This is a genomic window from Pseudomonas sp. AC070, assembly GCF_979258635.1.
Genome location: NZ_OZ409871.1, coordinates 2,930,954 through 2,956,154, shown reverse-complemented (window position 1 = coordinate 2,956,154; position 25,201 = coordinate 2,930,954). Strand labels below are relative to the sequence as shown.

The window sequence follows — 25,201 nt, the reverse complement described above, 5'->3', positions numbered from 1 at the left end:
GGCTTACGCGACCTCGATGTTTTCGACCAGCGCAGCGAGGCCGAAGTCCTCGACCACATAGGCGTCGTTGGACGACTGGTAGTCCGCGATGCGGTCGTATTCGGGTTCGTCTTTCAGGTGACGGCGGCGGCCGCTTTCCTGCCAATAGATCGACAGGTTGGCGAGGGTAGTGACCAACACCGTGTTGTCTGGGAAGAACGGCGCGTCGACGATGGGCAACCCGCCAACGCGTGCACGGGCGGTAATTTCCTGCGCAGCGTTCTCTTCCTGGTTGGAGGCAGCACCTTTCTCTACCGCCGTCAGCAGCTTGTCGTGCATCAGGTTGCGAGAGATGAGCACTACCAAGTCCGGGCGGCTGCGGTGCCACGGATCCAGCATTTGCACCGCGTCGAAGACGAGGCCGTCGAGGTTTTTGTAGTCGCCATTGGCGCCGATGCTGACCTTGCCAGCAGTTACGCCGGAGTCGAGTACGCGGTCCGGTGCTTTGGTGCGGATTTTCTCCAACCAGCCAATGTTGACGTCTTGGCCGAGCGGGTTGGTGGCGCGGTTGGTGTTGGCTGCGGCGGAGGTGCCGTTGAAGCCAACCATGATGCGGTCCAAGGCTTGGCGCAGGGCGATGGCTTTCGACAGCTTGACTTGGAAGTCGGGGAACTTCGCCCATGCATCGAGCAGCGCATAAGGGAACGACGTGTCGTAGTTGGTTTTTTTGCAGACGTATTCGTCTTTGGTCAGCGTGGTTACGTTGGACGGGTTGCGACGGCCGCCGGCGCTGGTATCGGTGCGGCTGGCAATTGGGCCGTTTACGCCCAGCAGCAACGCTTCGCCGCTTTGCTCGGTTACGCCGATGATGTTGATGCGGGTCAGGAAGCCGTCGGACTCCTGAATGGCCACTTCCAGATTTTGCTGAACGCTCGGTTCGACGTTGAATTTCTCCGCTGCGCTTGGCACAGAGTTGAGCAGAGCGATCTGCACGGCCAGAGCGTTAAACGCTAGGCGGGTTTCTTTACGCATGGGGTATTTCTCCGATTGGTGCGGACTTCGCGAGGTGTCAGTAGGTGGTCAGGGCCTGGCCGTTTCCACCGGAAACCCGGGGGCGTTGTTGCTGGCTGTGGTCCTCGGTATCGCCGAGACGCTTCACCAGGGCGGTCAGCTCGCCTTCCAGCGTGGTGACCTTGGTGAACAGCTCTTGGTGATCCTTCTGCTCTTTGGCGAAGGCTTCGCCTTGCTCCTTGGCATGGGTGGCAAGTGCCTCCACGGCCTGGGTGAGCTCGGAGAACTGGGCGTCATCCTTGACGTTTTTTTCCTTGTTTTTGCCGAGGGCATCCATCACCCGGTTGAACAGGCCGAGGGCCTTGTTCTCGGGCTCGGTGACTTCCTCGAATTCGAGCACCGACTCTTCAGCGGCGCTGAACAGGTTGTCTTTGTCCTGTTTGCGATTCGCCAAGGTCCCGTGCTGAGCGCTGAACTGGAGCGCTTCGGTGCCGAGGCTGGCTGGAGTGTCAGTTACCGCCAGGCCAACCAGGTATGCCTTGCCGGTGTCGGCAAACTTGGGGTTGATTTCGACGGAGGTGTAGACCTTCTGGTTTTGTTTGTTCAGGGCCAGCAAGGCTTCGTTCGGCTCCAACTGAGCGAACAGCGCCAGCTTCTTGGTGCCGTTGATCTCGACCTCTTCGGCCTTACAGGCAAGCACGTCGCCATAGGCGCCGAATTCGCCACCCGGCAGCGACCATTTGATGTGTTCACAGTTGATGCGGGCGCCGTAGGTGTTGGGGCTGTATTGGGCGGCCATCTGCTCAATCCAGGAGCGCTCAATGTTGCGGCCGTCGGTGGTGGCGCCTTCTACGGCAACACGAAACCACTTGGAGCGGAATTTCTTGGCGGGGGTGGTCATGCGGGCAATCCTCAATGCGGTGGCGGCAGTGCCGTTGCGTTGAGGGCATGGTCGGCAGCGCGGCGGGGCGCGGCAACGCGCTGAGGATGTAGCGGGGCGCGCTACAGGGCTTGGCGATAGGGGCTCGCGCGTGCGAGCGGCAGCATCGGCGCCATGAATTCCATCGTCGATCTACCCACCGATCCCCGCCGCCACGCCAAGCACCTGTATTGGCAGGGCTTTCGCGTGTGCGAAATCGCCGAGCTGACCGGCGAAAAGGAAAAGACTCTCCATAGCTGGAAAGCCCGGGACGACTGGGACCGCGCGACGCCTTTGGAACGCATCCAGGCGGCAACCGAGGCCCGGCTTGTTCAACTGATTCTCAAGGATCCGAAGAGCGGCGCGGACTACAAAGAGATCGACCTGCTGGGCCGTCAGTTGGAGCGGCAAGCCCGCATACAGCGCTTCCAGGATGGTGGCACGGAAACCGAGCTCAACCCCGAACTGGAAAAGCGCAACGCTGGGCCAAAGCGTAAGCCGAAGCGAAACGAGTTCACAGAGGAACAGATCGAGAAACTGCTTGAGGCGTTTCTTGATGAGAGTTTTGGGTATCAAAAAGACTGGTATCGAGCGGGTGAACAGCGCACCCGGGTGATCCTCAAAAGCCGGCAAATCGGTGCGACGTTCTACTTTGCACGCGAGGCGCTGCTCGATGCGCTGACCACCGGCCGCAACCAGATTTTCCTGTCCGCGAGCAAGGCGCAGGCGCATATCTTCAAGGCCTATATCCAGGCCTTCGCGCGTGACGTTGCAGGCGTTGATGTATCCGGCGACCCGATCATTTTGGGGAATGGCGCCGAGCTGCATTTCCTCGGCACAAACGCCCGCACCGCGCAGGGCTATCACGGCAATTTCTACTTCGACGAATTCTTCTGGACCTACAAGTTCCAGGAGCTGAACAAGGTCGCCAGCGGCATGGCGATGCAGAAAAAATACCGCCGGACCTATTTCTCTACGCCCAGCTCGATGGCGCACGAGGCCTACACCTTTTGGACGGGTGAGCGGTTCAACAAGGGCAAGCCGACGGCACAGCAGGTCAAGCTGGACGTGAGCCACAGCGCGTTGCAGCAAGGGCGGTTTTGCGAGGACAACATCTGGCGCCAGATCGTTACGATCCTCGACGCGGAGCAGCGTGGCTGCGACCTATTCGACATCGACGAGTTGCGCCGTGAGTACGATGCGGCGGCGTTCCAAAACCTGCTCATGTGCCAATTCGTCGACGACGGCGCGAGCATCTTTCCGCTGGCCCTGTTGCAGCCCTGCATGGTGGACAGCTGGACCGAATGGGCTGAAGACTTTCGCCCGTTCCATGCGCGGCCGTTCGGCGAGCGCCAAGTCTGGGTTGGCTACGATCCTGCGGAGAGCGGCGACTCGGCGGGGCTGGTCGTGGTGGCGCCACCGCTCGTGCCAGGCGGTAAATTTCGTGTCCTGGAGCGCCACCAGTTCCGTGGCATGGACTTTAACAGTCAGTCCGAAACCATCCGGCAGGTCACCCGCCGCTACAACGTCACCTATATCGGTATCGACACCACGGGCTTAGGCAGCGCCGTGGCCCAGCTCGTCCGCCAGTTCTTCCCCGCGCTGAAGACATTCACCTACAACCCCGAGGTTAAGACCCGTCTGGTGATGAAAGCTTGGGACGTGGTGAACAAAGGGCGGCTTGAGTTCGACGCTGGTTGGACCGACGTGGCGCAGTCCCTCATGGCCATTCGCAAAACCATCACCCCGGGCGGGCGCCAGTTCACCTACACCGCCGGCCGCAACGACAACACCGGCCACGCCGATCTGGCGTGGGCGCTTTTCCACGCCCTGCACAACGAGCCGCTCGAAGGCCAGACCAAGGCCAATACCGGCATCATGGAGATTTTTACATGAGCAAAAACCGCAAACGCCACCAGGTGGCAACCATGCCGCCAGCGGGTGAAGTGGAAGGCGAGCTCCTGGTTCAAAAGGGCGGCGGTGAGTCGGTCGCTTTCAGTTTTGGCGACCCGGCGCCGGTGCTCGATGGGCGGGACATTCTCGACTACCTGGAATGCTGGGCAAACGGCCGCTGGTACGAGCCACCCGTCTCGATGGAAGGGCTGGCCAAGTCCTCGAAGGCGAGCGTGTATTTGCAGTCGGGCCTCATCTTCAAACGAAACGCGCTGGCCCGCACTTTCATTCCCCATCGTTTGCTAAGCCGCCAAGCGTTCGAGCAGATCGCCATGGACCTCGGCTGGTCCGGCAACCTGTACCTGGAGAAGCGCGACAACATGCTCAGGCAGGCCATCGGCTTGCAACCTTGTCTGGCCAAGTACGTGCGCCGTGGTGTGGATCTGGAGACGTATTACCAGGTGCGTGGCTGGCGCGACGAGCACGAATTCAAGCGCGGCAGCATCTGCCACCTGCGCGTGGCGGACATCAACCAGGAGATCTACGGCCTACCCGAATGGCTGCCGGCGTTGCAAAGCGCGCTGCTCAACGAAGCCTCGACGCTCTTTCGCCGCAAGTATTACCAGAACGGTAGCCATGCCGGCTTCATCCTGTATATGACCGACCCGGCCGGCAATGAAGACTTCGTGTCCGATCTGCGCACCGCAATGCGTAACAGCAAAGGTCCCGGCAATTTCCGCAACCTGTTCATGTATGCCCCGGGCGGGAAGAAAGACGGCCTGCAACTGATCCCCATCAGCGAAGTGGCCGCGAAGGACGACTTCGGCACCATTAAAAACATCAGCCGCGACGACCAATTGGCGATGTTGCGCATCCCGCCGCAGCTCATGGGTGTGGTGCCGCAGAACGCTGGCGGGTTCGGATCAATCCGCGATGCGGCTGAGGTTTGGGCTGTGAACGAGCTGGAGCCTGAGCAGGCGCGGCTACTACAGATCAATGATTGGCTGGGGGAAGAGGTGATTCGCTTCCGGCCGTATGAAGTCCCTGCGTAGGGTGCCAATCTAGAAAAGTCACCGTTGGTGCCAGGCAAGTTCGCGCCGCCGTTTCTTCTCTTACTGCCGCGAGATAGCGCTGCGTGAGGCGTACGTACTCCCGGCAATTGCGGTTGCTCAACGGATGACTTTTCCCCATGAAAAAGGCATCCATCGCTCGACTCGCAGCTTTGCGGGCGTCGACCAATCGAACAAGATCATTCGAGAAATCCATCAGCTCAACCCTCACGCGGTCGCCCAGTGCGCTTCCTCAATGGAGGCGCATGGAGTGAGACACTTGGGTGTGAAGCGAGTTCGTTAAAGACGTCGCGTATCGAAGCCGCTGACTGAATGAGTAACGCGGTTGCAAAGCCAATTCTTAGGCTAAAAATTTGGAATGAGTCCTTCCGACGCTGGTCAAAACTGCAGAAGCTTTTGAACAGGGATAGGTCATGTGCGAAGGGCTGGAAGTTTATAAAAACGGGAAGCTGGGCAAAGTGAACTTTGTTTCTCCCGTTGCGCGTGTTCCCGTCCTAATTAGCGGGGATGTCCAACTCGAATGGATCAACTGGGGGAGAAGGAAGAAAGAACCAGGGCTCGGGCCGTATGGGGGCTGGGCTCGTTTATCCACCGTTCAGGCTGGAGACTGGGATTTTCTTGGACCAGTCCCGGGGCTGGTGATGGCCACGCGTTTCAATCAAGCAGTTGGCGGAAGCAACTTACAAAGCAGACGGCTTTCCAAATGGCATGAAGTTCCTGAGGGAAGTGCTATCAAGTGCATCATAGTGGGTGAGGGCCCCGACCGCCGTCTCTACATCGTGACGACCGCTCCCCCATCTGAATTTAAAGACATCAGTGGACGGTGGCCCTTAGTGGAATGCGTGGATACGTCAATCACTGACCAAGTAGTGGACGCTGTTTTCCCGCGCCGAGATTTGGCGATACGTCCAGAATAACAATGTCCATCGCGAGCAAAAGTTGTTCAAGCCGGAAGTTATCGGTTTCCGAGATCGGGACTTCATCGCTTTCCATCTCTTGGACAACAACAACGAACTGGACGGCGAGAAAATTGGGGACTCGCTTCGTGCAAATCTCCGCCGTGCGCTTCTCGCCGGAACGAGTATATGTAATCGTGGAAAACATGACCGCCCCATCCTCCCTGAGTTAAGCATTACTTTAGCCATTATCGTGATGTTAACGGGCCATCTGGGCTCACATCTTCGTCGCTGCAACATGAGCAGCGTGATCACGAAGTACTTCGGCATCTGCGCTGGTGAATTGCGAAGGGCCGGATTTATCTAACGTCGACAGAGCACAGCTATGCAGCCAAGAATCTTGGTCGTTGAGGATGACGACAATCTGCGATTTATGATCATCGAGGCGATGACACTGTTGGATGTGGACGTGACAGCATGCAGTTCCGCAGACGAGGCTGTGATCATCCTTGAACACCTACCTTTTGCGATGGTCATCACGGACGTCCGCATGCCGGGCAAGTTGGACGGTTGGGACCTTTCACGCCTGATCCATAATCGTTGGCCAACCCTTCCAATACTTGTCTCTTCGGGTTACACCCAAGTAGGCATCTCGGACCTTCCTAAGAACGTGACTTTCCTGCCTAAGCCTTGGGCATTGGACACGCTTCTAACCGTTGTTGAGGATGCGTTATCAGCTAACGGGGCTAATTAAAGGGCGAGTGCCTAAGCATCACCGCCACGCGGGCGGGTTCGGATCGATCCGAGATGCGGCCTGCGGTTTGGGCAGTCAACGAGCTGGAGCCTGAGCAGGCAAACCTCCTACAGATCAATGATTGGCTGGGGGAGGATCTGACTCATACCAGGAAGCCTCGGAGTGGGAATGCGTTAAATGGAACGCTGGTTTACCCGCTTGGATAGCTCTTCAGCGGTCTCCTTACGCTCGGAATAACGGTCAACCAGGTAATCCTGACGATCACGTAACAGCAGCGTGAACTTCATCAGCTCCTCCATCACGTCCACGAGACGGTCGTAGTACGAGGACGGTTTCATTCGGCCGGCCTCGTCGAATTCGGTAAATGCCTTGGCAACAGAGGACTGGTTGGGGATGGTGAACATCCGCATCCATCTACCCAGCACACGCAGCTGATTGACTACGTTGAACGATTGCGAGCCTCCGCAGACCTGCATCACCGCGAGCGTCTTGCCTTGGGTGGGTCGTACGGCGCCTATAGCTAAGGGAACCCAGTCAATCTGAGCTTTGAACACCGCACTCATGGAGCCGTGGCGCTCCGGGGAACACCACACTTGGCCCTCAGACCATTGCATAAGATCGCGCAATTCCGTGACCTTTGGGTGGGTGTCAGGAGCGTCGTCCGGTAGGGGGAGCCCAGAGGGATCGAACACTCTGGTTTCGGCTCCAAACTCTTCCAGTAAGCGAGCTGCCTCCTGAGTCACTAGACGGCTAAATGAGCGCTCTCGCGTGGATCCATACAGAAGAAGAATTCGAGGCTTGTGCAGTGACCGTGTGTGCGGCTCCAACTGCTCCAACGATGGAATGTCTACTAGGTCGGCATGCACGTTTGGCAAGGTATCTTGCATATTTACTCCTACTGCGATGCCGCGCGGACATCGCCTTTGTTGAGCGTCAAAGCGTACCGATACGGTTCAATTGCGCTTTAAGTTCGTCAGCACCCATGGTCTTCAGCGGCAGCTCAAGAAAAGCACTTACGCGTTCACGAATTTTGGCGAGCGTGGCTTCAAACGCGGCTGTAATTTCAGCCTCCGATCCTGAGCATTCTGAAGGGTCGGCCAAGCCCCAATGCGCCTTCAGCGCGGGCCCGAAAAAGATGGGGCATGCTTCACCCGCAGCCCGATCACAGACGGTAATCACGATATCGGGAGGCGAGCCTTCAAAAGCGTCAGACGCTTTGCTGCTCAGGCCGGCCGTAGCGATGCCCGCTGCCTCCAGAGTTTGTAGCGCCCGTGGATTAACACGGCCACTTGGAAAGCTTCCTGAGCTGACCGCCTCGACTCCTTGAGGAGCCAGATGGTTGAACAGCCCCTCGGAAAGGATGCTGCGGCAGCTGTTGTGTGTGCACATGAATAAGACTTTCATCAGGCGATCCTTAATTCAGAAACTGAGGCGTATAGCTAGGGCGCAGAGGGTGACGACAAGGATAGGCAAGGTCAGCACGATCCCGGTTTTGAAGTAGTAACCCCAGCTGATCTTGATGTCCTTCTTGGCTAGCACGTGCAGCCACAACAAGGTGGCTAAGCTGCCAATAGGTGTGATCTTCGGGCCCAGGTCACAGCCGATGATGTTGGCGTACACCATGGCTTGCTGGACGACGCCTTCGACTCCAGAGGCGTGAATAGACAGGGCGCCTACCAGAACGGTTGGCATGTTGTTCATGATCGAGGAAAGGAACGCGGTCAGAAGCCCGGTGCCGAGTGAAGCTCCCCAGATGCCGTGGCCCGCGAATACGTTGAGAGTTTGCGCAATGTGATCCGTCAGGCCCGCGTTTTTTAACCCGTAGATGACCAGGTACATCCCCAAAGAGAAAACCACTACCTGCCATGGGGCGCCTTTGAGCACTTTGCCGGTGTCGATGGCATGACCACGAGCTGCGATCACATACAGGATGGCCGCACAGACCGCCGCTACAGCGCTTATCGGAACACCCAATGGCTCAATGACGAAGAAACCCACCAACAGCAACGCAAGGATCCACCAACCGGCGATGAACGTGGGGCGGTCGCGGATGGCTTCTTCCGGGTAATGCAGTTGTTCAATGTCGTAGGTTCTGGGTAATTCCTTGCGGAAGAACCACATCAGCATGCCGAGCGTCGCCGCTACGCTAACTAGATTCACCGGCACCATGACGGACGCGTACTCGCTGAAACCAATGTTGAAGTAGTCAGCAGAAACGATGTTTACCAGGTTCGATACCACCAAGGGCAGGCTCGCGGTATCGGCAATGAATCCTGCCGCCATGACGAACGCCAATGTTGCGGCGGGGGAAAATCGCAGTGCTAGCAGCATCGCAATCACGATGGGCGTGAGAATCAAGGCTGCACCGTCATTCGCGAATAGTGCCGACACAGCGGCGCCGAGCAGGATGATAAAAGCGAATAGCTTGCGCGTGCTGCCTTTCCCCCAACGCGCAACATGCAGCGCCGCCCATTCGAAGAACCCGGCTTCATCGAGCACAAGGCTGATGATGATTACCGCGATAAACGTCGCCGTGGCATTCCAGACGATGTGCCAAACCTCGGGTATGTCACTCGGCGAGACGACGCCGGTGAGCAGGGCAAGGACAGCGCCGAAGCTCGCGCTCCAGCCCACACCTAGGCCTCTAGGCTGCCAAATGACCAGGACAATAGTTGCGATAAAGATGAGTACGGCAATAAGCATTTCTCTAATCCCGTTAGGACCTGAATCAGTTGCAGACCGCTCGACTGCGAGGACGACCATCCATGCTGCACAAACGCTTGGCTTCCGTCTGAAGCCAGTGCTGATTGGCGTCCACAACGTCCTTTAAAACGCCGGCCACCCACGCGGGCAACTCGGGATGCAGTCGGTAGTAAACCCACTGACCTTGGCGGCGATCCATCAGCAAACCGGCAGAGCGAAGTAACGCCAGGTGACGAGAGATTTTGGGCTGGCTTAACACGAGGGCGGCGGTAAGTTCGCAGACACACAGTTCTCCCTCAGCCACGACGAGTAAGGTGATTTTTGCGCGCGTGTCGTCAGCCAGGCACTTAAACAATACTGTAGGTGTCATGGGCTCTGTCATAGATCCTCCGGGCCATCCACATATGGAACGGCGAATATATGGGTTAACGGATATTCGGTAAAGTGAATATGGTTTTGCCTAGACCGCCTGTCACCAAGGAGGCGCTGAATGCATTGTGTTCAAGGGAGAGATATGGAGAGCCTCGTGACAATTCATGCAGTGCCAATTGCAGGCGTGCAATGGCAGCGTTTTCGCAGCGCGTTGAGTGCTGCAAATCTGCCAATTGACGATATCGAGCTGCCGGGGCGCACCTTCTTTGCGTTCCTGCGGGGCAGTGAAACGGTCGGATGGGGAGGGTTTGAACAGCACGGCGCTGATGGTCTGCTGCGATCTTTGGTCGTCGAGGCGACCCACAGGTCGAAAGGAGTCGGGGGGGAGGTGCTTCAGCTGATTGAAGCTATAGCGGCCAAGGAGGGAATTGCTCGGCTGCATTTGCTCACGACCACTGCGTCGGGCTTTTTCGAGCGCTTAGGCTATGAAGCGAGTGAGCGCGGTTCCGAACCTCTCCTTATTTCTCGGACTGAGCAATTCAGGGGGCTCTGTCCAGGTTCGGCTTGTTACCTGCACAAAGCGTTACCCGGCGCAGTTTGCTAGAGGGCCGTCGATCCCCCGTCAAAAACGTTTTTACCCCGGCGCGCGCGCTCGTCCCCCCGCCACGCCCCCGGGCTAAATAGGGCGTTTTTTCTGCACCCCTGCGGAGCCATCAGTGCAGCCCCGGCGTTGTGCTTCAGGAGGGCTCAGGAGTCTCGAAACCCTGCGAAACCCTGCAAGGGTGGGGTGTTTTTCAACTGCATTCGTCAACGTTTCGATAAGGAAAAACGCCCAGTTTGGGAGGGGGTGTTCAAAGGAGGTGATTTTTTAAGATTGGATGGAAAAAAGCTCTACAAGCCGCGTATTTGCTGGCTTTGATGCCTGACTTCGGTAGGTGATTTTAGGTTAGGCGAAAGGTGATTTTTCTGTAAGTCATTGATTTTAAAGGGCTGTGTTGCGCCAGTTAATCTCTACCTGTTGAGGTAAGCCGCTAACCTATAAATCACCTAAAACTTACCTTTTTCGTGTGCTGTAACTGATTGAATTCACTAGGATATTTCGTTGTTTCGGCACTCGCTAACCTCCCTAACCCATTTTTTAGGGGTCAACATAAAACGGCATGACACCCTCAAAAGGGCCTTTTTTGAGTGGTGCGCTCTTTCCCGATGGGAACACTCTGGGAACAGAAATTGACGTGCGAAGCTTGCTGTCGCCACACGGAATGCGGCCTCCAGCCTCTCAATGTTTGAAGACATGAGTTCGAATCTCACCGCCTCCGCCATCTGATAAAACAAAAGCCCCGCTTAATGCGGGGCTTTTTTATGCCAGCGTTTTCGCTTAGCGAGAGGCGCTGGTTGGCGCGCAGCCGGTGCTCGGGCCGCCTGTCAGGGACTCCACGTTGTCGAGCACCTTGTTGCCTTGATCCACCTTTTGCGCATGTTCTGCAGCCTGCACGCGCTGAGCGTAACCGGCGGAGCTGCCGCCGAGGTTTTGCTGGGTTTCCAATACCGAGTTGGTGATGGCCAGCAGGCTACGGCCGGTCGAAATCAAGTCGGCCGTGGTGTTTGGTGCGCACGGTCCGTTGGCCGTTTGTACGTTGTTCAGGCCTTGGGTTTGTGTGTTTTGCGGCAGGCAGCCGGCGAGTGTGGCCAGCACGGGCAAAACGAACAATACGCTCAGTGTTCCCTTGATCTTCATCTGCAGTTCCCTCTGGTTTGCCGGGTTATCGGAGACCGGGCCTCGGCCGAATGCCGAAGCGAAGGCGGGAAGTCTATGAGCGCGTTGTAGGCACGAGGAATAGTACGGGTGTACTACGGCGCTCAGCCCCTCAAGCCTGCTAGCGTCTTGTCCTCTGGGGTGCGACCGCTTAGGGTGGAGCGCACCTGTTAAGTCGGTTTGCAAGGATTGCTTATGCCTACGCGCGCGAGTCGCCCGTACGACACCGAACGCGCCCAGGCGGCGGTGCGTTTGATCATCACGCCGATCACCGTCAGCTACATGTTTTGGGTGTATTTCCAATCGATCATCGACCGTGAGCTCGCCTGGCTGGTCGCTTGCTTCGGTTTGCTGTTCTTTGCGGTTTCGTTGCTGCTGTGGTGGGACATCTGCCGCCGCCCCGGCGACCATCCAGTGCGGCGCGCCTTTACGCTGCTCACCGACTTCAGCTGCATCACGCTGACCATGGCCGTGGGCAGCGCCGCCATGCTGCCGGTGTACGGCATTTTGTTGTGGATGACGGTTGGCTACGGCTTGCGCTACGGGCCACGCTATTTATTGGTGGCGACGGCCATGGCGATAGGGTCGCTGGCAATTACCGCCAGCAGCTCCGCGTACTGGCAGGCGCAACCGTTCATGACCATTACGCTGATCATCACCACGCTGATGGTGCCGGGTTATATGTACGCGCTGCTCAAGCGCGCCCACGAAGCCGCCGAGGCTGAGCGCGCGGCGAACCAGGCCAAGTCGCAATTTCTGGCGCAGGCCAGCCACGATTTACGTCAGCCCATTCACTCGATAAGCCTGTTTACCGCTTGCCTTCGCGATGGCCGGCTCGACGCTGAGCAACAGCGCCTGGTGGACAACGTCGACAAATCGTTGCACAGCGTCTCTCGCCTGTTTCGCACGATTCTTGACATGTACTCGTTGGACAGTGGTCGCGTCACGCCGCAGCTGGAACCGGTGGCGCTGCACACTTTGCTGCAGCAACTGGTGCAGCAGAACGCCGAGGCCGCGCGCTGGGCCGGCGTGGCGATCCGCGTTCATTGCCCGCCGACCTACGTTCACGCCGACCCCGTTTGCTCACCACCATGCTGCAAAACCTGCTCACTAACGCCCTGAAATACGCGCCGGGTCGGCCATTGTTAGTTGGCTGTCGGCGGCGCAGTAGCGGGCTTTCCATCGAAATGTACGACAAGGGCATCGGCATTGCCGAAGCCCATCTGGGCAGCATTTTTGATGAGTTCTACCGCGTGCGTCAGGCGCGCGGTAAAGACGTGGAGGGCATGGGGCTGGGGCTCGCCATCGTCAAACGCCTGGGGCAGTTGATGGACCTCTCCATCCGTATCCGTTCGACCGTGGGCGCGGGCACTGTCGTAGCCATTGATGGTCTTCGAGCAGTTTCGCCACCCGCCGTTCAGAGTTCGTTGGCAGCGCCTCGACCGCTGGCATCGCCAATGCTCGGCGGGTTGCGCGTGTGCCTGATTGAGGATGACGCCAACGTTCTGTTGGCCACCGCCACCTTGTTGCAGAAGTGGGGGTGCAAGGTTGACAGCTACACCTCGATTCCGCGCAGCCAAAACCCTTACGACCTGGTGATCACTGATTTCGACCTGGATACCGAAGCCTCCGGCGCGGACTGCATCACCTATGTGCGCCACCTCAGCGGCCGCAATATTCCGGCGATCATTGTCACCGGCCACGACGTGCGGCGCGTGCAGGAAGCGGTGAACGACGTCGGTATTCCGGTGCTGCCCAAACCGGTTCATCCGGCGGAGCTGCGGTCGTTGCTGGTGGCGCTGAAGCTGGAGCAGCACGTGTCGTAACGGTTAGTTAAGGCCGGCCTTGGCGGCAATTGCTGCCGCGGCGGTGCGCGTTGTCACGTCGAGAATGTGCAGTAGGGACGACACGTGAATGCGCACGGTGAACGGCGAGATAAGCAGCTCCCGCGCGATTTCTTTATTGGACAGACCGCGTGCCACTAGCACCAGCACCTCGCGCTGTCGCGGCGTCAGTTGATCCAGCGCGCTGCCGTTTTTGATAAATGCTGGCAGCCCGGCAGGCCCGGTGGCCAGCACGAATTCCCCGGCACGCACCGCCAGCAGCGCCTGAACGATTTCATCGGGTGGCGTCGCTTTGCCGATAAAACCGTCGGCGCCCGCGGCCATCACTTCGTCTATGAGCGTTCGGTCGTCGACCATCGACACAATCACAATCGAGCTGCGCTTGAAGGCTTTGCGCAAGGTGCTGACCGCTTGCGGCGACTGTCCGGGAAACAGCAGGTCGAGCAGAAACAGGCTGGGCGCTGCGCCCTCGCTAGCCAGGCGCAGCACTTCGTCCATGTCGCCGGCTTCATGCAGGCTGGCCTGCGGGAAAACGCGTTGCACGATGCGGCTGAGACCGTCGCGAAACACCGGGTGGTCGTCGGCGACAATGATGCGTTCAGGTGGCACGAGGGGCGCGGTATGAGCGTGATCAGTCATAGCCGAAGCCTAAAGTCATATTCCCAGCAGCGCCACCTCTTGGGTTCGAGGATGTGTTGCCGCGCTATTTTTGCCTGCCACACCCGCGAAGGAGCCCAAGATTCTGGCGTTGGCTATTTGACTGATATGCGCCAAGCTAGGCCATGTAAGGAGATTTTGTTAAGGTGTCCGCCTTCCCATAAGACCGCTTCGCCAAGCGGCTTTGACGCGCAAGAGGTGTCGCTTGATTAGGGTGCTAGTGGTCGATGACCACGATCTGGTTCGAACCGGTATTACGCGCATGCTCGACGATATCGACGGTCTTCAGGTTGTCGGTCAAGCCGACTCGGGGGAGGAGTCGCTGAAGAAGGCGCGCGAGGTCAAGCCGGACGTTGTCCTGATGGACATCAAGATGCCGGGCATCGGCGGTCTCGAAGCCACCCGCAAGCTGCTGCGCAGTCACCCCGATATGAAAGTTATTGCCGTCACCGTGTGTGAAGATGACCCGTTCCCGACGCGCTTGCTGCAAGCCGGCGCGGCGGGTTATCTGACCAAGGGCGCGGCGCTAGAAGAGATGGTGCAAGCCATTCGCATGGTGTTTGGCGGGCAGCGTTACATCAGTCCGCAAATTGCCCAGCAGTTGGCGCTGAAATCGTTCCAACCGCAAACCAGCGGTTCGCCGTTCGACCTGTTGTCTGAGCGGGAAATCCAGATCGCGCTGATGATCGCCGGTTGCCAAAAAGTACAGACCATCTCCGACAAACTCTGCCTCTCGCCGAAAACCGTGAACACTTACCGCTATCGCATTTTCGAAAAGCTGGAAATCACCAGTGACGTCGAGCTGGCCTTGTTGGCGGTGCGTCACGGGATGGTCGATGCCACCAGTTGAAATGAGCGAACCGTTTGACGCCAGTGCGTTTCTGGCGACCAGCAGCGGCCGTCCCGGCGTGTATCGAATGTTCGATGCCGAGGCGAAGTTGCTGTATGTGGGCAAAGCTAAGAATCTGAAAAAGCGCCTCGCCAGTTACTTCCGCAAAACCGGACTGGCGCCGAAGACTGCTGCCCTGGTGGCCAAGATCGCGCAGATCGAAACCACCATCACTGCCAACGAAACCGAAGCGCTGCTGCTTGAGCAAACCCTGATCAAGCAATGGCGGCCGCCGTACAACATTCTGCTGCGCGACGACAAATCCTATCCCTACGTGTTTTTGTCCGATGGCGAATTCCCGCGCCTGAGCATTCACCGTGGGGCGAAGAAACAAAAAGGCCGCTACTTCGGCCCTTACCCCAGCGCGGGTGCGATCCGCGAAAGTTTGAGCCTGCTGCAAAAGACCTTTCTGGTCCGCCAATGCGAAGACAGTTACTTCAAGAACCGCACCCGGCCGTGCTTGCAGTACCAGATCAAGCGTTGCAAAGGGCCGTGCGTGGCCGGCTTGGTGACGGCTGAGGAATACGCCGAAGACGTGCGCCACTCGGTGATGTTTCTGGAAGGGCGCAGCAATGCACTTACCGACGAGTTGTCGACCGGCATGGAGCAGGCCGCTATGAACCTGCAGTTCGAGCGGGCCGCCGAATTGCGCGATCAAATCGGCCTGCTGCGCCGGGTTCAGGACCAGCAAAGCATGGAAGGCGGCAATGGCGACGTCGATGTGATTGCCGCAATGGTCAATCCGGGCGGCGCCTGCGTGCACCTGATCAGCGTGCGCGGCGGCCGCGTGTTAGGCAGCAAGAATTTCTACCCGCAGGTGGCGATCGAGGAGAGCGTGGGAGAGGTGCTGGCCGCGTTCCTTGCGCAGTATTACCTCGGCAGTCATGAGCGCGATTTGCCGGGCGAGTTGATCGTTAACACCGACCATGAAGACTTCCCCGTGCTGATCGAAGCGATTCATTCGCTGCGCGGCCGTGAGTTAGCGATCAGCTACAAAGTGCGCGGCACCCGAGCGAAGTGGCAGCAGTTGGCGGTGACCAACGCCGAGCTGGCGTTGGCCTCGCGTCTCGCCGATCGCCAGCACATTGCCGCGCGCTTCGAAGCCTTGGCGCAGGCCTTGAACATGGACGAAATTCCGCAGCGCATGGAGTGCTTCGACATCAGCCACTCCAGCGGCGAAGCCACCGTGGCCTCCTGCGTGGTGTTTGGGCCGGAGGGGCCGCTGAAGTCCGACTACCGGCGCTACAACATCGAAGGCGTGACCGGCGGCGACGACTATGCGGCCATGCATCAAGCGTTGACGCGGCGTTTCAGCAAAATCAAAGACGGCGAGGGCAAGCTGCCCGACATCCTCTTGGTCGATGGCGGCAAGGGCCAGTTATCGATGGCGCGCGATGTGTTGCAGGAACTGGCCGTACCGGACCTGATTCTGCTCGGCGTGGCCAAGGGCGTTACGCGCAAGCCGGGTTTGGAAACCTTGTACCTGAATGACGCCGCCCACGAATTCACCTTGCCCGGCAACTCGCCGGCGCTGCATTTAATTCAGCAGATCCGCGATGAGTCGCACCGCTTCGCCATCACCGGCCACCGCGCCCGGCGCGGCAAGGCGCGACGCACCTCGAATCTGGAAGAAGTGCCAGGGGTTGGGCCAAAGCGTCGGCGCGAGCTGCTCAACCACTTCGGTGGCTTGCAGGAATTGGCGCGCGCCAGTACCGACGAAATCGCTAAGGCCCCAGGAATTAGTAAAAAGCTCGCCGAGTCGATTTATGCCGCCTTGCACAGCGAGTAGAATGCCCGCTCACCTCGCAGCCTAGTTGTGCCGATGAATATCCCCAACCTGCTTACCGTTCTGCGCGTTCTGCTGATTCCGATCTTCCTGTTGCTGTTCTATCTACCGTTTTCCTGGAGCTATCTGGCGGCCAGTGCGGTATTTGCAGTGGCAGCGGCGACTGATTGGCTGGACGGTTATCTGGCCCGCAGATGGGAGCAGAGCACCCCGTTTGGCGCTTTTCTCGATCCGGTTGCCGACAAATTGATGGTGGCAGTGGCGCTGGTGGTGCTGGTGGAAGAGCACCACACCATTTGGCTGACCCTGCCAGCGGCGATCATTATTGGTCGCGAGATCGTTATTTCTGCCTTGCGCGAATGGATGGCGGAACTCGGCGCTCGCGCGCATGTGGCGGTGTCGAATCTGGGCAAATGGAAGACCGCGGCGCAAATGCTGGCGCTGGTTATTCTGCTGGCGAGCCCGCCGTCGGAAACCGTGCGCGTGGTGATTGGCTTTGGTCTGCTGATCGTCGCGGCGGGGCTGACGTTGTGGTCGATGGTGCATTACCTGATCGCCGCCTGGCCGCACCTGAACCCCAATCAGGATAAATAAAGTTTTTTGAATCAAGGGGTTGACGGGGTGTTTGGTTTCTATAGAATGGCGCCCGTCACCAAGACGCGGGAATAGCTCAGTTGGTAGAGCACGACCTTGCCAAGGTCGGGGTCGCGAGTTCGAGTCTCGTTTCCCGCTCCAGTTTGTTGACGTTGACGTCGCAGTTTGCGGCGTCTTCGTTTTGAGGCCGAGTAGCAAAATGGTTATGCCGCGGATTGCAAATCCGCTTACGCCGGTTCGATTCCGACCTCGGCCTCCATTATAGAAAGACCCCGTAGCTCCTTGATCTACGGGGTTTTTTCTTTTCTGGGCTAACCAATTCCTACATGTCTTGAAGCTTGCCTCATGCACGATGGCTGTATATATTCCGCCCTCGTTCTGTGCCGCAGCACCGCCATTGGCCGCTGCCACACACCATCGCCCGGATGGCGAAATTGGTAGACGCAAGGGACTTAAAATCCCTCGTTCTTTGAACGTGCCGGTTCGACCCCGGCTCCGGGCACCACTTGTAAATCAAGGGCTTACGACCACTCGGCGTAGGCCCTTTTTTTTGTTATTGGGTTGCAGTTGCCAGCGGATGCGGTACCGAGGCTGGCCAATCAGTGGAGGCGTTATGCCGGACGATGACGGGATGGAGCAGCGTTTCCAGCAGGCCATTGCGGCGCAATTTGGCATAACCCTGGAGGAGCTGGACGAGTGTTGCATTCTCGACAAGCGCTAACTCACAGACGACGACTACCTGAGCGGTCGCTTTGTCGAACTCGATGAGGAAACGCCGGTGGAGCTGCTCGCCCGCGTGGGGCTGCAGCACGGCAAACCCTTGGCGAAACATCTCTTGCCAATCCGGCTCGACGGCAGCGACCACGGCGAGTATCAGCCGTAGCGACGCTTGGAGCTGTGCACTTAAAAGGGCTTACTCGCAGCAATACGGGTAGGCCCTTTTCGTTTCCAGGCTCTGCTGTTCCATTGACGTGGGGCAAACAAGTTGGCGATTTACGTTGATAACCACCGTTTTGCTTCCATTCGTCCTACATAAAATTCACATCAGTACTACGATCAGACTGCATGGCCGAGTAAGTGCCATAGACATTGCAATTACGGATCGAGGTGCAGCTTGGCTAAAGTATTGATTGCTGACGACCATGAGGTCATCCGCATGGCTACCCGGATGATGCTGGAAACTGCCGGGCATGAGGTTATTGGTGAGGCCAGTAATGGCGTCGAGGTGGTAGGCCTTTTACGCAGTCTGTCCCCGGATTTGGTCATTTTGGACATGGACATGCCGCAGCTCGACGGCTTTGCCGTGCTTCAGCGGGTTCATGCGCAGCCCAACCCGCCCAAAATCATTGTTTTCTCGGGGCTGGACGCCAGCCGCTACGCGGTTCGTTGTGCACGGGCCGGCGCGTCGGGGTTTGTGGCTAAAGACAGCGACTTGAAGCAGCTCACCAACGCCGTGCAAACGGTGATGTCGGGCTACAAGTTGTTCCCGGTCACTGAGTATTCCTCAGTCGATGGCAGCGGCCAGCTAGCGTCGGAAAAAGAGTTGCTGGAAACCTTGTCCGACCGCGAAACGACCGTGCTGCGCAGCCTGGCGACGGGCCATCGGATCAAGGACATTGCCGATGAGCTGCTGCTGAGCGAGAAAACCGTCAGCACCTACAAAAGCCGACTCATAAGCAAGCTTCAGGTTGGCAACATTCTGGAGTTGGTCGAACTGGTCAAGCGCAACAATTTGATCTGAAGCCCTCCACGGCGCGGTTCTTAGTCGAACGCGCCGTTGAGAACCTCATAAATAATGCCGGTGGCGATGGCGACCAAAATCAGGTCGGTGCCGACCTGCTGCCATTCGTAGCCCTCGTAGCGTGGCAGTTGGCCGAGCAGGCGGCCGTCGAGTTTTTTGGCGATGCCCGGTGGCAGCGGTTTGCCTCGGGCGAGGTTCTTCTGAATGCCGGGGGGCAGCGCTGGGCCTGGGCTCCAATAGTCGCGGTGGCCGCCCAGCAGGCCGTAGATAGAGTTGCGGTCCACGCTGGGGCCGCCGCCATGCCCTTCGTTATCGCCCCCGCCCTTATTCTTCCCGCCCTGCGCATGTTCGCCACCATGGCCGTTGCCGTTGTTTTTGCCCTTGCCGTTGCCAGGGTCAGCGAGTGCCGAAACAGAACCCATCGCCAGGGTCAGGCAGGCGAGCAACGCGATCAATTTCTGTGCTTTGAACATGGCAGCGTTCTCAAGAGGGAAGGGCAAGGGTGAACAATTCGAGCTTAGCTCAGCCGCAACGTCAACGTCCTCGGCAAGTTAAGCGACTGCCGTTAACTGCCCGCGAGCGGCCTCTAAGAAAAGCTCAAATGTTTCGGTCACGCCGCGCTGCAGTTCGCGCTCGTCACAGTTCTGCGCGTGGCTTTCCAGCCGCTGCAAAAAGCTTGGCCACAGACCAGGCGTGGCGGCGTGCGCCAGATAGTGCATAGGCGCGCCAGGCTGTGCGGCTTGCACACGCTTGGCGAGCACTTGGCCGCCGAGGCGCGAACCTTCCAGCACATACGCTGCGCCCCAGCACCAAGCCTGGCTGACGCTGCTGCGCGCGGGCAGCGGGGCGATCGGTCGGCAGTTTAGTGCCGCAAGGTCGGCACGCAGAACATCACTGCGCCGGCGCTGCGGCCAATCGTCGAGCAAACGCTCGATGCCGTTCTGTTCCAAGCAGTGTTCGAGGCTGAACAGCGCAGCAGCGTGGGCTTGCAGAAAGTGGCGATAGCCGTCGGCCGTTTCCAGAGACAGCGCCGAAAAGGCGTCATCAACCGCCTGGTGCAAGCCGGCGCCGGCCTCGCGCAGACGGGCGCGCACGTTATCCATGCTTGGGCACCACGGCGCGCAACGCTTGCAGAATCTTGCGCACCAATTGGTCTTCGGTGAACGGCTTTTGGATCACCGGGCTGTCGCCGAGGCCCACGGAGTCGAGCTCGGCATAACCGCTGATGAACACGATCGGCAGCTGAGGTTGCTGCACCGCCACCACCCGGGCCAGCTCGCCGCCGTTCATGCCGGGCATGGCGAAGTCGGCGAGCAGCAAATCCACCTCTATGCTGGTCAACAAGTGCAGCGCGTGGGCGCCGGACTCCGCTTCGGTGACTTCAAATCCCAGGCGCCGAAGCATCTGCGCCGTGACGTCCCGTACCGAAGGGTCATCGTCGACCAGCAAAATATGGTGCTCGCCGCAGAGCAACTCTGGGCTGTCGCCCGCCTGATCGGCCGCCACCGGGTTGGCTTGCGGTTCGGTGCGTGGCAAATACACCTGCACCGTGGTGCCCACGCCCACTTCGGTGAAAATCCGCGCGCCGCCGCCCGATTGCTTGGCAAAACCGAACACCTGCGCCAAGCCCAGGCCGGAGCCTTTTCCCACTTCCTTGGTGGTGAAGAAGGGTTCGAAGGCTTTTTGCAGCACTTCCTGGCTCATGCCGGTTCCGGTGTCCGATACCGACAGCATCACGTAGTCGCCAGGCCCCGGTTCTTCGGCGCTCTGTGCTGGCTGGCTGATGGTGACGTTGGCGGTGGCCAGCACCAACTGTCCGCCGTCTTTCATGGCGTCGCGGGCGTTGATCGCCAGATTCAGGATGATCATGTCGATCTGCGTTGGGTCGACCAAGGCGTGCCATAGGTCGGACTGCGCCTGAATGGCCACGCTAATGCGCCCGCCCAGCGTGCTTTTGAGCAAGGTGTGCAGGTTGTTCAGCGTTTCATTGAGGTTCAGCGGCGCGGGCGCCAATTGCTGACGACGGGCGAAGGCCAGCAGCTGGCTGGTCAATGTGGCACCGCGCTCGCCAGCGGTACGGATATGGTTAACCCGCCGCAGGCTGGTTTCAGGCGCCACGCCGCGTTCCAGGTCGCGCTGCAAGAACGTGGCGCTGGTCAGAATCACGGTCAACAGGTTGTTGAAATCGTGGGCGACGCCAGCGGTGAGTTGGCCTACGGCCTCCAGGCGTTGCATTTGCCGGAGCGTGGCTTCGACTTTTTCCCGCTCCTGAATCTGCTTGCGCAACGCGGCGTTGGCGTCGGCCAGCTTGTCGATGCTGGCAATTTCGCTGGTGATATCCCGGCCTGCCACGTAGGCACGGCCGCCGTCTGGCACCGCGCTCCAGGAAATCCAGCGATAACCGCCGTCACGGTGACGCAAGCGGTTGACGAAACGGTCCGCCACCTTGCCGCGCCGCACGGTGGCCATCGCCACACGGCTGCTGCGCACGTCGTCGGGGTGGGTAAGGGCGACCAACGGCAGCCCGAGCAATTCATCCTGACGCCAACCGAGGATGCTCTGCCAGGCCGGATTTACCGCCAGGGTGGTGGAGTCGAAGCCTGTCACCGCCAGCAAATCGCGGGACAACTCCCACGTGCGGTCGCGCTCGCGGGTACGCTCCTGCACGCGCTCGCCGAGGGTTTCGTTCATTTGCTTGAGTGCTTCGGTGGCGGCGCGCTGCTCGGTAATATCCATCACCACGCCGACAAAGCGGGTGCATTGCGTGCCTTCAAAAAACGCCTGGCCGCGCATTTCCAGCCAGCGCTCGCGGCCGTCCGGCAAATGAATGCGGTAGGGCGTGGCGAAATCGGGGTGATGCGGGTCGCTGGTCACCGCTTGAATGCGTGCCCGCAGCGCCGGCAAATCGTCGGGGTGGCAGAGCCGTTCGAACACGCTCATGTCCAGCGTTTCGTCGGCGTCCAGCCCGCACATGGCGCGGTAGCGTTGGTCGCAGCGCAGTTCGCCGCTGCTGGGCTCGTAATCCCACATGCCCAGGCCAGCCGCTTCCACGGCCAGACGGGCGCGCACGCCAACCTCCTGCAACGCCTGCTCCGCCTGCTGCCGACGGCGCCGCTCATTCACTTCCGCCAGGGCGCGGTTGACCGCCTTGGGCAGTAGCGAGAGGTTCTGTTTGAGCACGTAGTCGACGGCGCCGGCGCGCATCATGTTGACGGCGTTTTCTTCGCCGTACACACCGGAAAGGAAGATAAAAGGCGTTTGCGGGGCCAGACGCCGGGCTTCCTGCAACGCCTGGCTGCCGGAGAACCCCGGCAGAATAAAGTCGGCCAGAATCAGATCAAACTCGCGTCGCTCCAGGGCTTCAATGACACCAATCTGGTCGTAGACCAATTCGACATCGAGGGTGTAACCACTGCGCTCCAGTGCTAACTGGGCCAGCTCCGCATCGTGCGGGCTGTCCTCAATCAACAAAATACGGATGTGTGTTGACGCGGGCATCAATGTTCCTAGGTCAGTCGTGCTGGTCGTCGTGCTTGCGGGTGCGGTTCAGACGCAGCGAGCCGGGCGGTGGTTCATTGAGAACGGCCCAGAAAATGCCCAGATCGGAAATCGCCGCCACGAAGTCTTTGAATTCCACGGGCTTGACCACATACGCGTTCACGCCCATTTCATAGGCGCGCATCAGGTCGGGTTCTTCGCGAGACGAGGTCAGCATGACCACCGGAATGCTGCGCAGCGCCGGGGTTTCGCGCACGGTTTTGAGCACTTCCAGACCGTCGACCTTGGGCAACTTCAAGTCGAGCAACAGCACGGCCGGATTGCCGTCTGCGCGGGTCTCGTAATCACCACGTCGCAGCAGGTAATCCAGCGCTTCGGCGCCGTCGCGTTTAATCACAACATCGTTGGCCAACTGGCTGCGCTCCAGCGCGACCAGAGTCAGTTCCAGATCGTTGGGGTTGTCTTCAACGAGAAGGATGGGTTTGAGCATCAGTCTTTCCGGTCATCAAGTGGAGTGTTGTAAGTCAGTCGGGGTAAGGCGAAATAAAACGTGGCGCCATGGTCGATACGGCCTTCGGCCCACACGTGGCCGCCATGGCGTTCGATGATGCGGCGCACACTGGCCAGGCCAATGCCGGTGCCTTCGAACTCTTCCATGCGATGCAAACGCTGGAATACGCCGAACAGCTTGTTGCTGTACTGCATGTCGAAGCCCACGCCGTTATCGCGGATAAACACCACGATTTCATCAGCGCGCTGCTCAGCGCCCATCTCGATCACCGCCTTGTCGCGGCGGCTGGAATACTTGAGGGCATTGCTGACCAGATTGCGCAGCACCATGTGAATAAAGGCGGCGTCGGCTACCACGACGGGCAGCGGCTGGATGCGCCACTCTATGTCGCGTTGCTCGTAGTCGGGGCGCATTTCCTCGCGAATGGAACTGACCAGCGCGCCCAGATCGACGTCCGTCATGTGCAGCGCGGCGCGGCCCATTTGCGAGAAGCTCAGCAGGTTGTCCACCAGCACGCCGGCGAAACGCGCGGCATCGCTGATGTTCACCAGGAAACGCTTGCCGCGCTCGCTCAGCTGCTGACCTTCCAGCTCACCGAGCAGTTCGGTGTAGCCGGCGATATGGCGTAGCGGCGCGCGCAAATCGTGGGACACGCTGTACGAGAACGACTCCAGCTCTTTGTTGCTCTCGCGCAGTTCGCCAGCCAGCATCGCCATCTCTTCGGCCTTGCGCAGCACGATGCCCAGCACGGCGTTGCGCAGCTCCATCGCGCCTTCGCACTCAGCCGCTTCCCACGGAGCGCAATAACCGCGTAGTTCTTCACGCCACGTGTCAAAACTGTTGCGCGGAGAGAGGGCACCGCTGGTTTCATCCAAGGTTTTTTTCGGCTGCCCGGCCCACTTCACCGTCTGAACGCGCTCGGGCCTGAACCACATCAGGTAATGAGCGTGCAGCTTGGAAATCGACACCGCCAGCACGCCGGCACTGTGAGCTGCCAGGTGCGGCAAATGGGGGACGTCGCGCCCCAGATTGTCGCTGCTGAACAATGGGCCGCCGTTCTGGTTGCCCAGCCAGGTCGCCAGTTGCATGATCTGCGCGTCTGCTGGCGCATTACCGACCGTGACGCACGTATCGGCTGTTACCACGGCCGCGCCTTGGGCCTGGGCGAATGCCAACACCACCTCAGGCAAGCGCTGGAAGCCTTCGGTCACGCTGTCGTAATCGGCCATGCCCGCCAACAGCCGCACGACCAGATGGCGCAATTCCAACTTGCGGTGCGCCAACTCAGCCGCTTCGCTGGCGTCGATTTGCAGCGCCAGAATGCGCGCCAACAACTCACAGGTGGTGCGGGTTTTGTGGCTGAGCAGACGCGGCTCGCTGTCATGACACGAGATCAACCCCCATAGGCGATCGCGCACCACAATCGACACCGACATCGAGGCCAGGGTGCCCATGTTGCGCATGTATTGCAGATGCACTGGCGACACGCTGCGCAGCGACGCAAAGCCCAGATCCAACGGCTGCTGATTGACCGGATTAAGCGTTGGAATAAGCGGTGAGGGCGTGTAATTGGCATCGGGAATCAACCGAATCAGGTTCTTGCAATACAGCGCGCGGGCCTGGGCCGGGATGTCCGAAGCGGGGAACTGATGGCCCAAGTAGTTGGCGTAACCCGGCTCGGCGCGTTCGGCCAGCACGTCACCATTGCCGGCTTCATCGAACCGATAGGCTTTGACGCGGCCGAAGCCGGTGATCCGGCTCAACTCATTGACCGCCAACTGGCAGATGGCCTCGATGCTGTTCGCCGCATGCAGCTCGGCAACAAAGGTGCGCATCAAGGGATACAGAACACCGTAAGCCTCGCCAGCATTACTGGCCTGCTCGAATTCGAGAATCAGCTGATCCTCATTGCGATGGCCCATCAGCGCGAACGAGCAGGCCTGTGCCGTGCCCTTAACAAAACGCACATCGCCAAGGTGGAAGGGGTTGCGGTCTTCATCCGAGAGCCCGGCCAGCCGCGCCGGTAACTCCGGCTCATCGATCAGCTCGCTCAGCGATAAACCCAGCAGGCTCTGCGCCTCGAGCCCAAGCCACTGGCGGACGTTTTCACTGACCTGCTGCACTGCCAAGTCTGTCGCCGCGACCACGATCAAAAATCCATGGGGCTGAATGCCGCCGGGAATATGGATCGGTTCGTCGGCACAGCGCGCTACGGCGTCGGTCAGCGAATCAGGGACGGGGGTGTTCATGGTGCATCCTTTCAGACCAGAGCCACGAGAAATGGGCCGGCAATACGGCTTGGCCCAATTCAGAGCGGCGGCTGCGGAA

25 protein-coding genes and 3 tRNA genes are annotated in these 25,201 nt (G+C 59.2%); 13 read left to right on the top strand and 15 right to left on the bottom strand.

Annotated elements, in window-relative coordinates:
• Positions 1–3: 3 nt before the first annotated feature.
• Complete coding sequence (locus ACZZ0Q_RS13145; protein ID WP_463542004.1) at positions 4–1,011, bottom strand: phage major capsid protein, P2 family; 1,008 nt, start codon at positions 1,009–1,011, stop codon at positions 4–6.
• Positions 1,012–1,048: 37 nt separating this feature from the next.
• Positions 1,049–1,891 carry a GPO family capsid scaffolding protein gene (locus ACZZ0Q_RS13140; protein ID WP_463560650.1) on the bottom strand — a complete coding sequence of 281 codons (843 nt, stop codon included), beginning with the start codon at positions 1,889–1,891 and terminating at the stop codon, positions 1,049–1,051.
• A 153-nt stretch (positions 1,892–2,044) separates the two neighbouring features.
• On the opposite strand from ACZZ0Q_RS13140, the gene ACZZ0Q_RS13135 reads away from it, so the two are divergent.
• Together ACZZ0Q_RS13135 and ACZZ0Q_RS13130 are read left to right on the top strand one after the other, a co-directional pair.
• Positions 2,045–3,805, top strand: coding sequence for a terminase ATPase subunit family protein (locus tag ACZZ0Q_RS13135; protein ID WP_463542005.1), 1,761 nt, complete (start codon positions 2,045–2,047; stop codon positions 3,803–3,805).
• Positions 3,802–4,854 (top strand): phage portal protein, encoded by a 1,053-nt coding sequence (locus tag ACZZ0Q_RS13130; protein ID WP_463542006.1) that lies wholly within the window; start codon positions 3,802–3,804, stop codon positions 4,852–4,854. Before ACZZ0Q_RS13135 ends, ACZZ0Q_RS13130 begins: the two co-directional genes overlap by 4 nt.
• Before the next feature lie 873 nt (positions 4,855–5,727).
• Here the strand turns inward: ACZZ0Q_RS13130 and ACZZ0Q_RS13125 are convergent.
• Positions 5,728–5,976, bottom strand: coding sequence for a hypothetical protein (locus ACZZ0Q_RS13125; RefSeq protein ID WP_463542007.1), 249 nt, complete (start codon positions 5,974–5,976; stop codon positions 5,728–5,730).
• Positions 5,977–6,153: 177 nt separating this feature from the next.
• Between ACZZ0Q_RS13125 and ACZZ0Q_RS13120 the strand changes: the two genes are divergently transcribed.
• Positions 6,154–6,522 (top strand): response regulator, encoded by a 369-nt coding sequence (locus ACZZ0Q_RS13120; RefSeq protein ID WP_463542008.1) that lies wholly within the window; start codon positions 6,154–6,156, stop codon positions 6,520–6,522.
• Between the two features lie 173 nt (positions 6,523–6,695).
• Here the strand turns inward: ACZZ0Q_RS13120 and arsH are convergent, their stop codons facing one another.
• The 4 genes from arsH to ACZZ0Q_RS13100 are packed head-to-tail and all read right to left on the bottom strand — an operon-like array spanning position 6,696 to position 9,607.
• A complete protein-coding gene (arsH, locus tag ACZZ0Q_RS13115) occupies positions 6,696–7,409 on the bottom strand; it encodes an arsenical resistance protein ArsH (RefSeq protein WP_463560648.1) in 714 nt (237 codons plus the stop codon).
• A 46-nt stretch (positions 7,410–7,455) separates the two neighbouring features.
• Entirely contained in the window at positions 7,456–7,926 is a 471-nt protein-coding gene (locus ACZZ0Q_RS13110) for an arsenate reductase ArsC (protein ID WP_463542009.1), read from the bottom strand.
• A gap of 15 nt (positions 7,927–7,941) precedes the next feature.
• Positions 7,942–9,225, bottom strand: a complete 1,284-nt coding sequence (locus ACZZ0Q_RS13105) for an arsenic transporter (protein WP_463542010.1) — start codon at positions 9,223–9,225, stop codon at positions 7,942–7,944.
• A gap of 25 nt (positions 9,226–9,250) precedes the next feature.
• Positions 9,251–9,607: a metalloregulator ArsR/SmtB family transcription factor gene (locus ACZZ0Q_RS13100; protein ID WP_463542011.1), complete on the bottom strand. Its 357-nt coding sequence runs from the start codon at positions 9,605–9,607 to the stop codon at positions 9,251–9,253.
• A 108-nt stretch (positions 9,608–9,715) separates the two neighbouring features.
• Here ACZZ0Q_RS13100 and arsN2 point away from each other — a divergent pair, with 108 nt between their 5' ends.
• A complete protein-coding gene (arsN2, locus tag ACZZ0Q_RS13095; RefSeq protein WP_463560646.1) occupies positions 9,716–10,201 on the top strand; it encodes an arsenic resistance N-acetyltransferase ArsN2 in 486 nt (161 codons plus the stop codon).
• A 774-nt stretch (positions 10,202–10,975) separates the two neighbouring features.
• Here the strand turns inward: arsN2 and ACZZ0Q_RS13090 are convergent.
• On the bottom strand, positions 10,976–11,335 hold the full coding sequence (locus ACZZ0Q_RS13090) for a hypothetical protein (RefSeq protein ID WP_463542013.1): 360 nt from the start codon (positions 11,333–11,335) through the stop codon (positions 10,976–10,978).
• A 213-nt stretch (positions 11,336–11,548) separates the two neighbouring features.
• Between ACZZ0Q_RS13090 and ACZZ0Q_RS13085 the strand changes: the two genes are divergently transcribed.
• Together ACZZ0Q_RS13085 and ACZZ0Q_RS13080 are read left to right on the top strand one after the other, a co-directional pair.
• The gene (locus tag ACZZ0Q_RS13085) at positions 11,549–12,475 is read left to right on the top strand and encodes a sensor histidine kinase (RefSeq protein ID WP_463542014.1); all 927 of its coding nucleotides are present in this window, start codon (positions 11,549–11,551) and stop codon (positions 12,473–12,475) included.
• On the top strand, positions 12,433–13,179 hold the full coding sequence (locus tag ACZZ0Q_RS13080) for an ATP-binding protein (protein ID WP_463542015.1): 747 nt from the start codon (positions 12,433–12,435) through the stop codon (positions 13,177–13,179). Before ACZZ0Q_RS13085 ends, ACZZ0Q_RS13080 begins: the two co-directional genes overlap by 43 nt.
• Positions 13,180–13,182: 3 nt before the next feature.
• On the opposite strand, the gene ACZZ0Q_RS13075 is transcribed toward ACZZ0Q_RS13080, so the two are convergent.
• The gene (locus tag ACZZ0Q_RS13075; protein WP_463542016.1) at positions 13,183–13,836 is read right to left on the bottom strand and encodes a LuxR C-terminal-related transcriptional regulator; all 654 of its coding nucleotides are present in this window, start codon (positions 13,834–13,836) and stop codon (positions 13,183–13,185) included.
• Positions 13,837–14,059: 223 nt separating this feature from the next.
• Between ACZZ0Q_RS13075 and gacA the strand changes: the two genes are divergently transcribed.
• The 6 genes from gacA (at position 14,060) to ACZZ0Q_RS13045 (ending at position 17,628) form a co-directional block, all read left to right on the top strand.
• On the top strand, positions 14,060–14,704 hold the full coding sequence (gene gacA / locus ACZZ0Q_RS13070) for a response regulator transcription factor GacA (protein ID WP_122498105.1): 645 nt from the start codon (positions 14,060–14,062) through the stop codon (positions 14,702–14,704).
• A 1-nt stretch (position 14,705) separates the two neighbouring features.
• Positions 14,706–16,532, top strand: a complete 1,827-nt coding sequence (gene uvrC / locus ACZZ0Q_RS13065; protein ID WP_463542017.1) for an excinuclease ABC subunit UvrC — start codon at positions 14,706–14,708, stop codon at positions 16,530–16,532.
• A 33-nt stretch (positions 16,533–16,565) separates the two neighbouring features.
• Positions 16,566–17,123, top strand: coding sequence for a CDP-diacylglycerol--glycerol-3-phosphate 3-phosphatidyltransferase (gene pgsA / locus ACZZ0Q_RS13060; protein WP_463542018.1), 558 nt, complete (start codon positions 16,566–16,568; stop codon positions 17,121–17,123).
• A gap of 65 nt (positions 17,124–17,188) precedes the next feature.
• Positions 17,189–17,264, top strand: a tRNA-Gly gene (locus ACZZ0Q_RS13055).
• 44 nt (positions 17,265–17,308) lie between these two features.
• Positions 17,309–17,382 (top strand) — tRNA-Cys (locus ACZZ0Q_RS13050).
• Positions 17,383–17,542: 160 nt separating this feature from the next.
• A tRNA-Leu gene (locus ACZZ0Q_RS13045) sits at positions 17,543–17,628 on the top strand.
• A 48-nt stretch (positions 17,629–17,676) separates the two neighbouring features.
• On the opposite strand, the gene ACZZ0Q_RS13040 is transcribed toward ACZZ0Q_RS13045, so the two are convergent.
• Positions 17,677–17,988 (bottom strand): hypothetical protein, encoded by a 312-nt coding sequence (locus ACZZ0Q_RS13040; protein WP_463542019.1) that lies wholly within the window; start codon positions 17,986–17,988, stop codon positions 17,677–17,679.
• Positions 17,989–18,237: 249 nt separating this feature from the next.
• Here ACZZ0Q_RS13040 and ACZZ0Q_RS13035 point away from each other — a divergent pair, with 249 nt between their 5' ends.
• On the top strand, positions 18,238–18,864 hold the full coding sequence (locus ACZZ0Q_RS13035) for a response regulator (protein WP_463542020.1): 627 nt from the start codon (positions 18,238–18,240) through the stop codon (positions 18,862–18,864).
• A gap of 20 nt (positions 18,865–18,884) precedes the next feature.
• On the opposite strand, the gene ACZZ0Q_RS13030 is transcribed toward ACZZ0Q_RS13035, so the two are convergent.
• The 5 genes from ACZZ0Q_RS13030 to ACZZ0Q_RS13010 form a co-directional block, all read right to left on the bottom strand.
• Positions 18,885–19,337, bottom strand: coding sequence for an anti-virulence regulator CigR family protein (locus ACZZ0Q_RS13030; protein ID WP_463542021.1), 453 nt, complete (start codon positions 19,335–19,337; stop codon positions 18,885–18,887).
• 78 nt (positions 19,338–19,415) lie between these two features.
• Positions 19,416–19,967 (bottom strand): biliverdin-producing heme oxygenase, encoded by a 552-nt coding sequence (locus ACZZ0Q_RS13025; RefSeq protein ID WP_463560645.1) that lies wholly within the window; start codon positions 19,965–19,967, stop codon positions 19,416–19,418.
• Entirely contained in the window at positions 19,960–22,362 is a 2,403-nt protein-coding gene (locus ACZZ0Q_RS13020; protein ID WP_463542023.1) for a hybrid sensor histidine kinase/response regulator, read from the bottom strand. Before ACZZ0Q_RS13020 ends, ACZZ0Q_RS13025 begins: the two co-directional genes overlap by 8 nt.
• Before the next feature lie 13 nt (positions 22,363–22,375).
• Positions 22,376–22,852: a response regulator gene (locus tag ACZZ0Q_RS13015; protein ID WP_463542025.1), complete on the bottom strand. Its 477-nt coding sequence runs from the start codon at positions 22,850–22,852 to the stop codon at positions 22,376–22,378.
• Entirely contained in the window at positions 22,852–25,122 is a 2,271-nt protein-coding gene (locus ACZZ0Q_RS13010) for an ATP-binding protein (RefSeq protein WP_463560643.1), read from the bottom strand. Before ACZZ0Q_RS13010 ends, ACZZ0Q_RS13015 begins: the two co-directional genes overlap by 1 nt.
• Between the last annotated feature and the right edge of the window lie 79 nt (positions 25,123–25,201).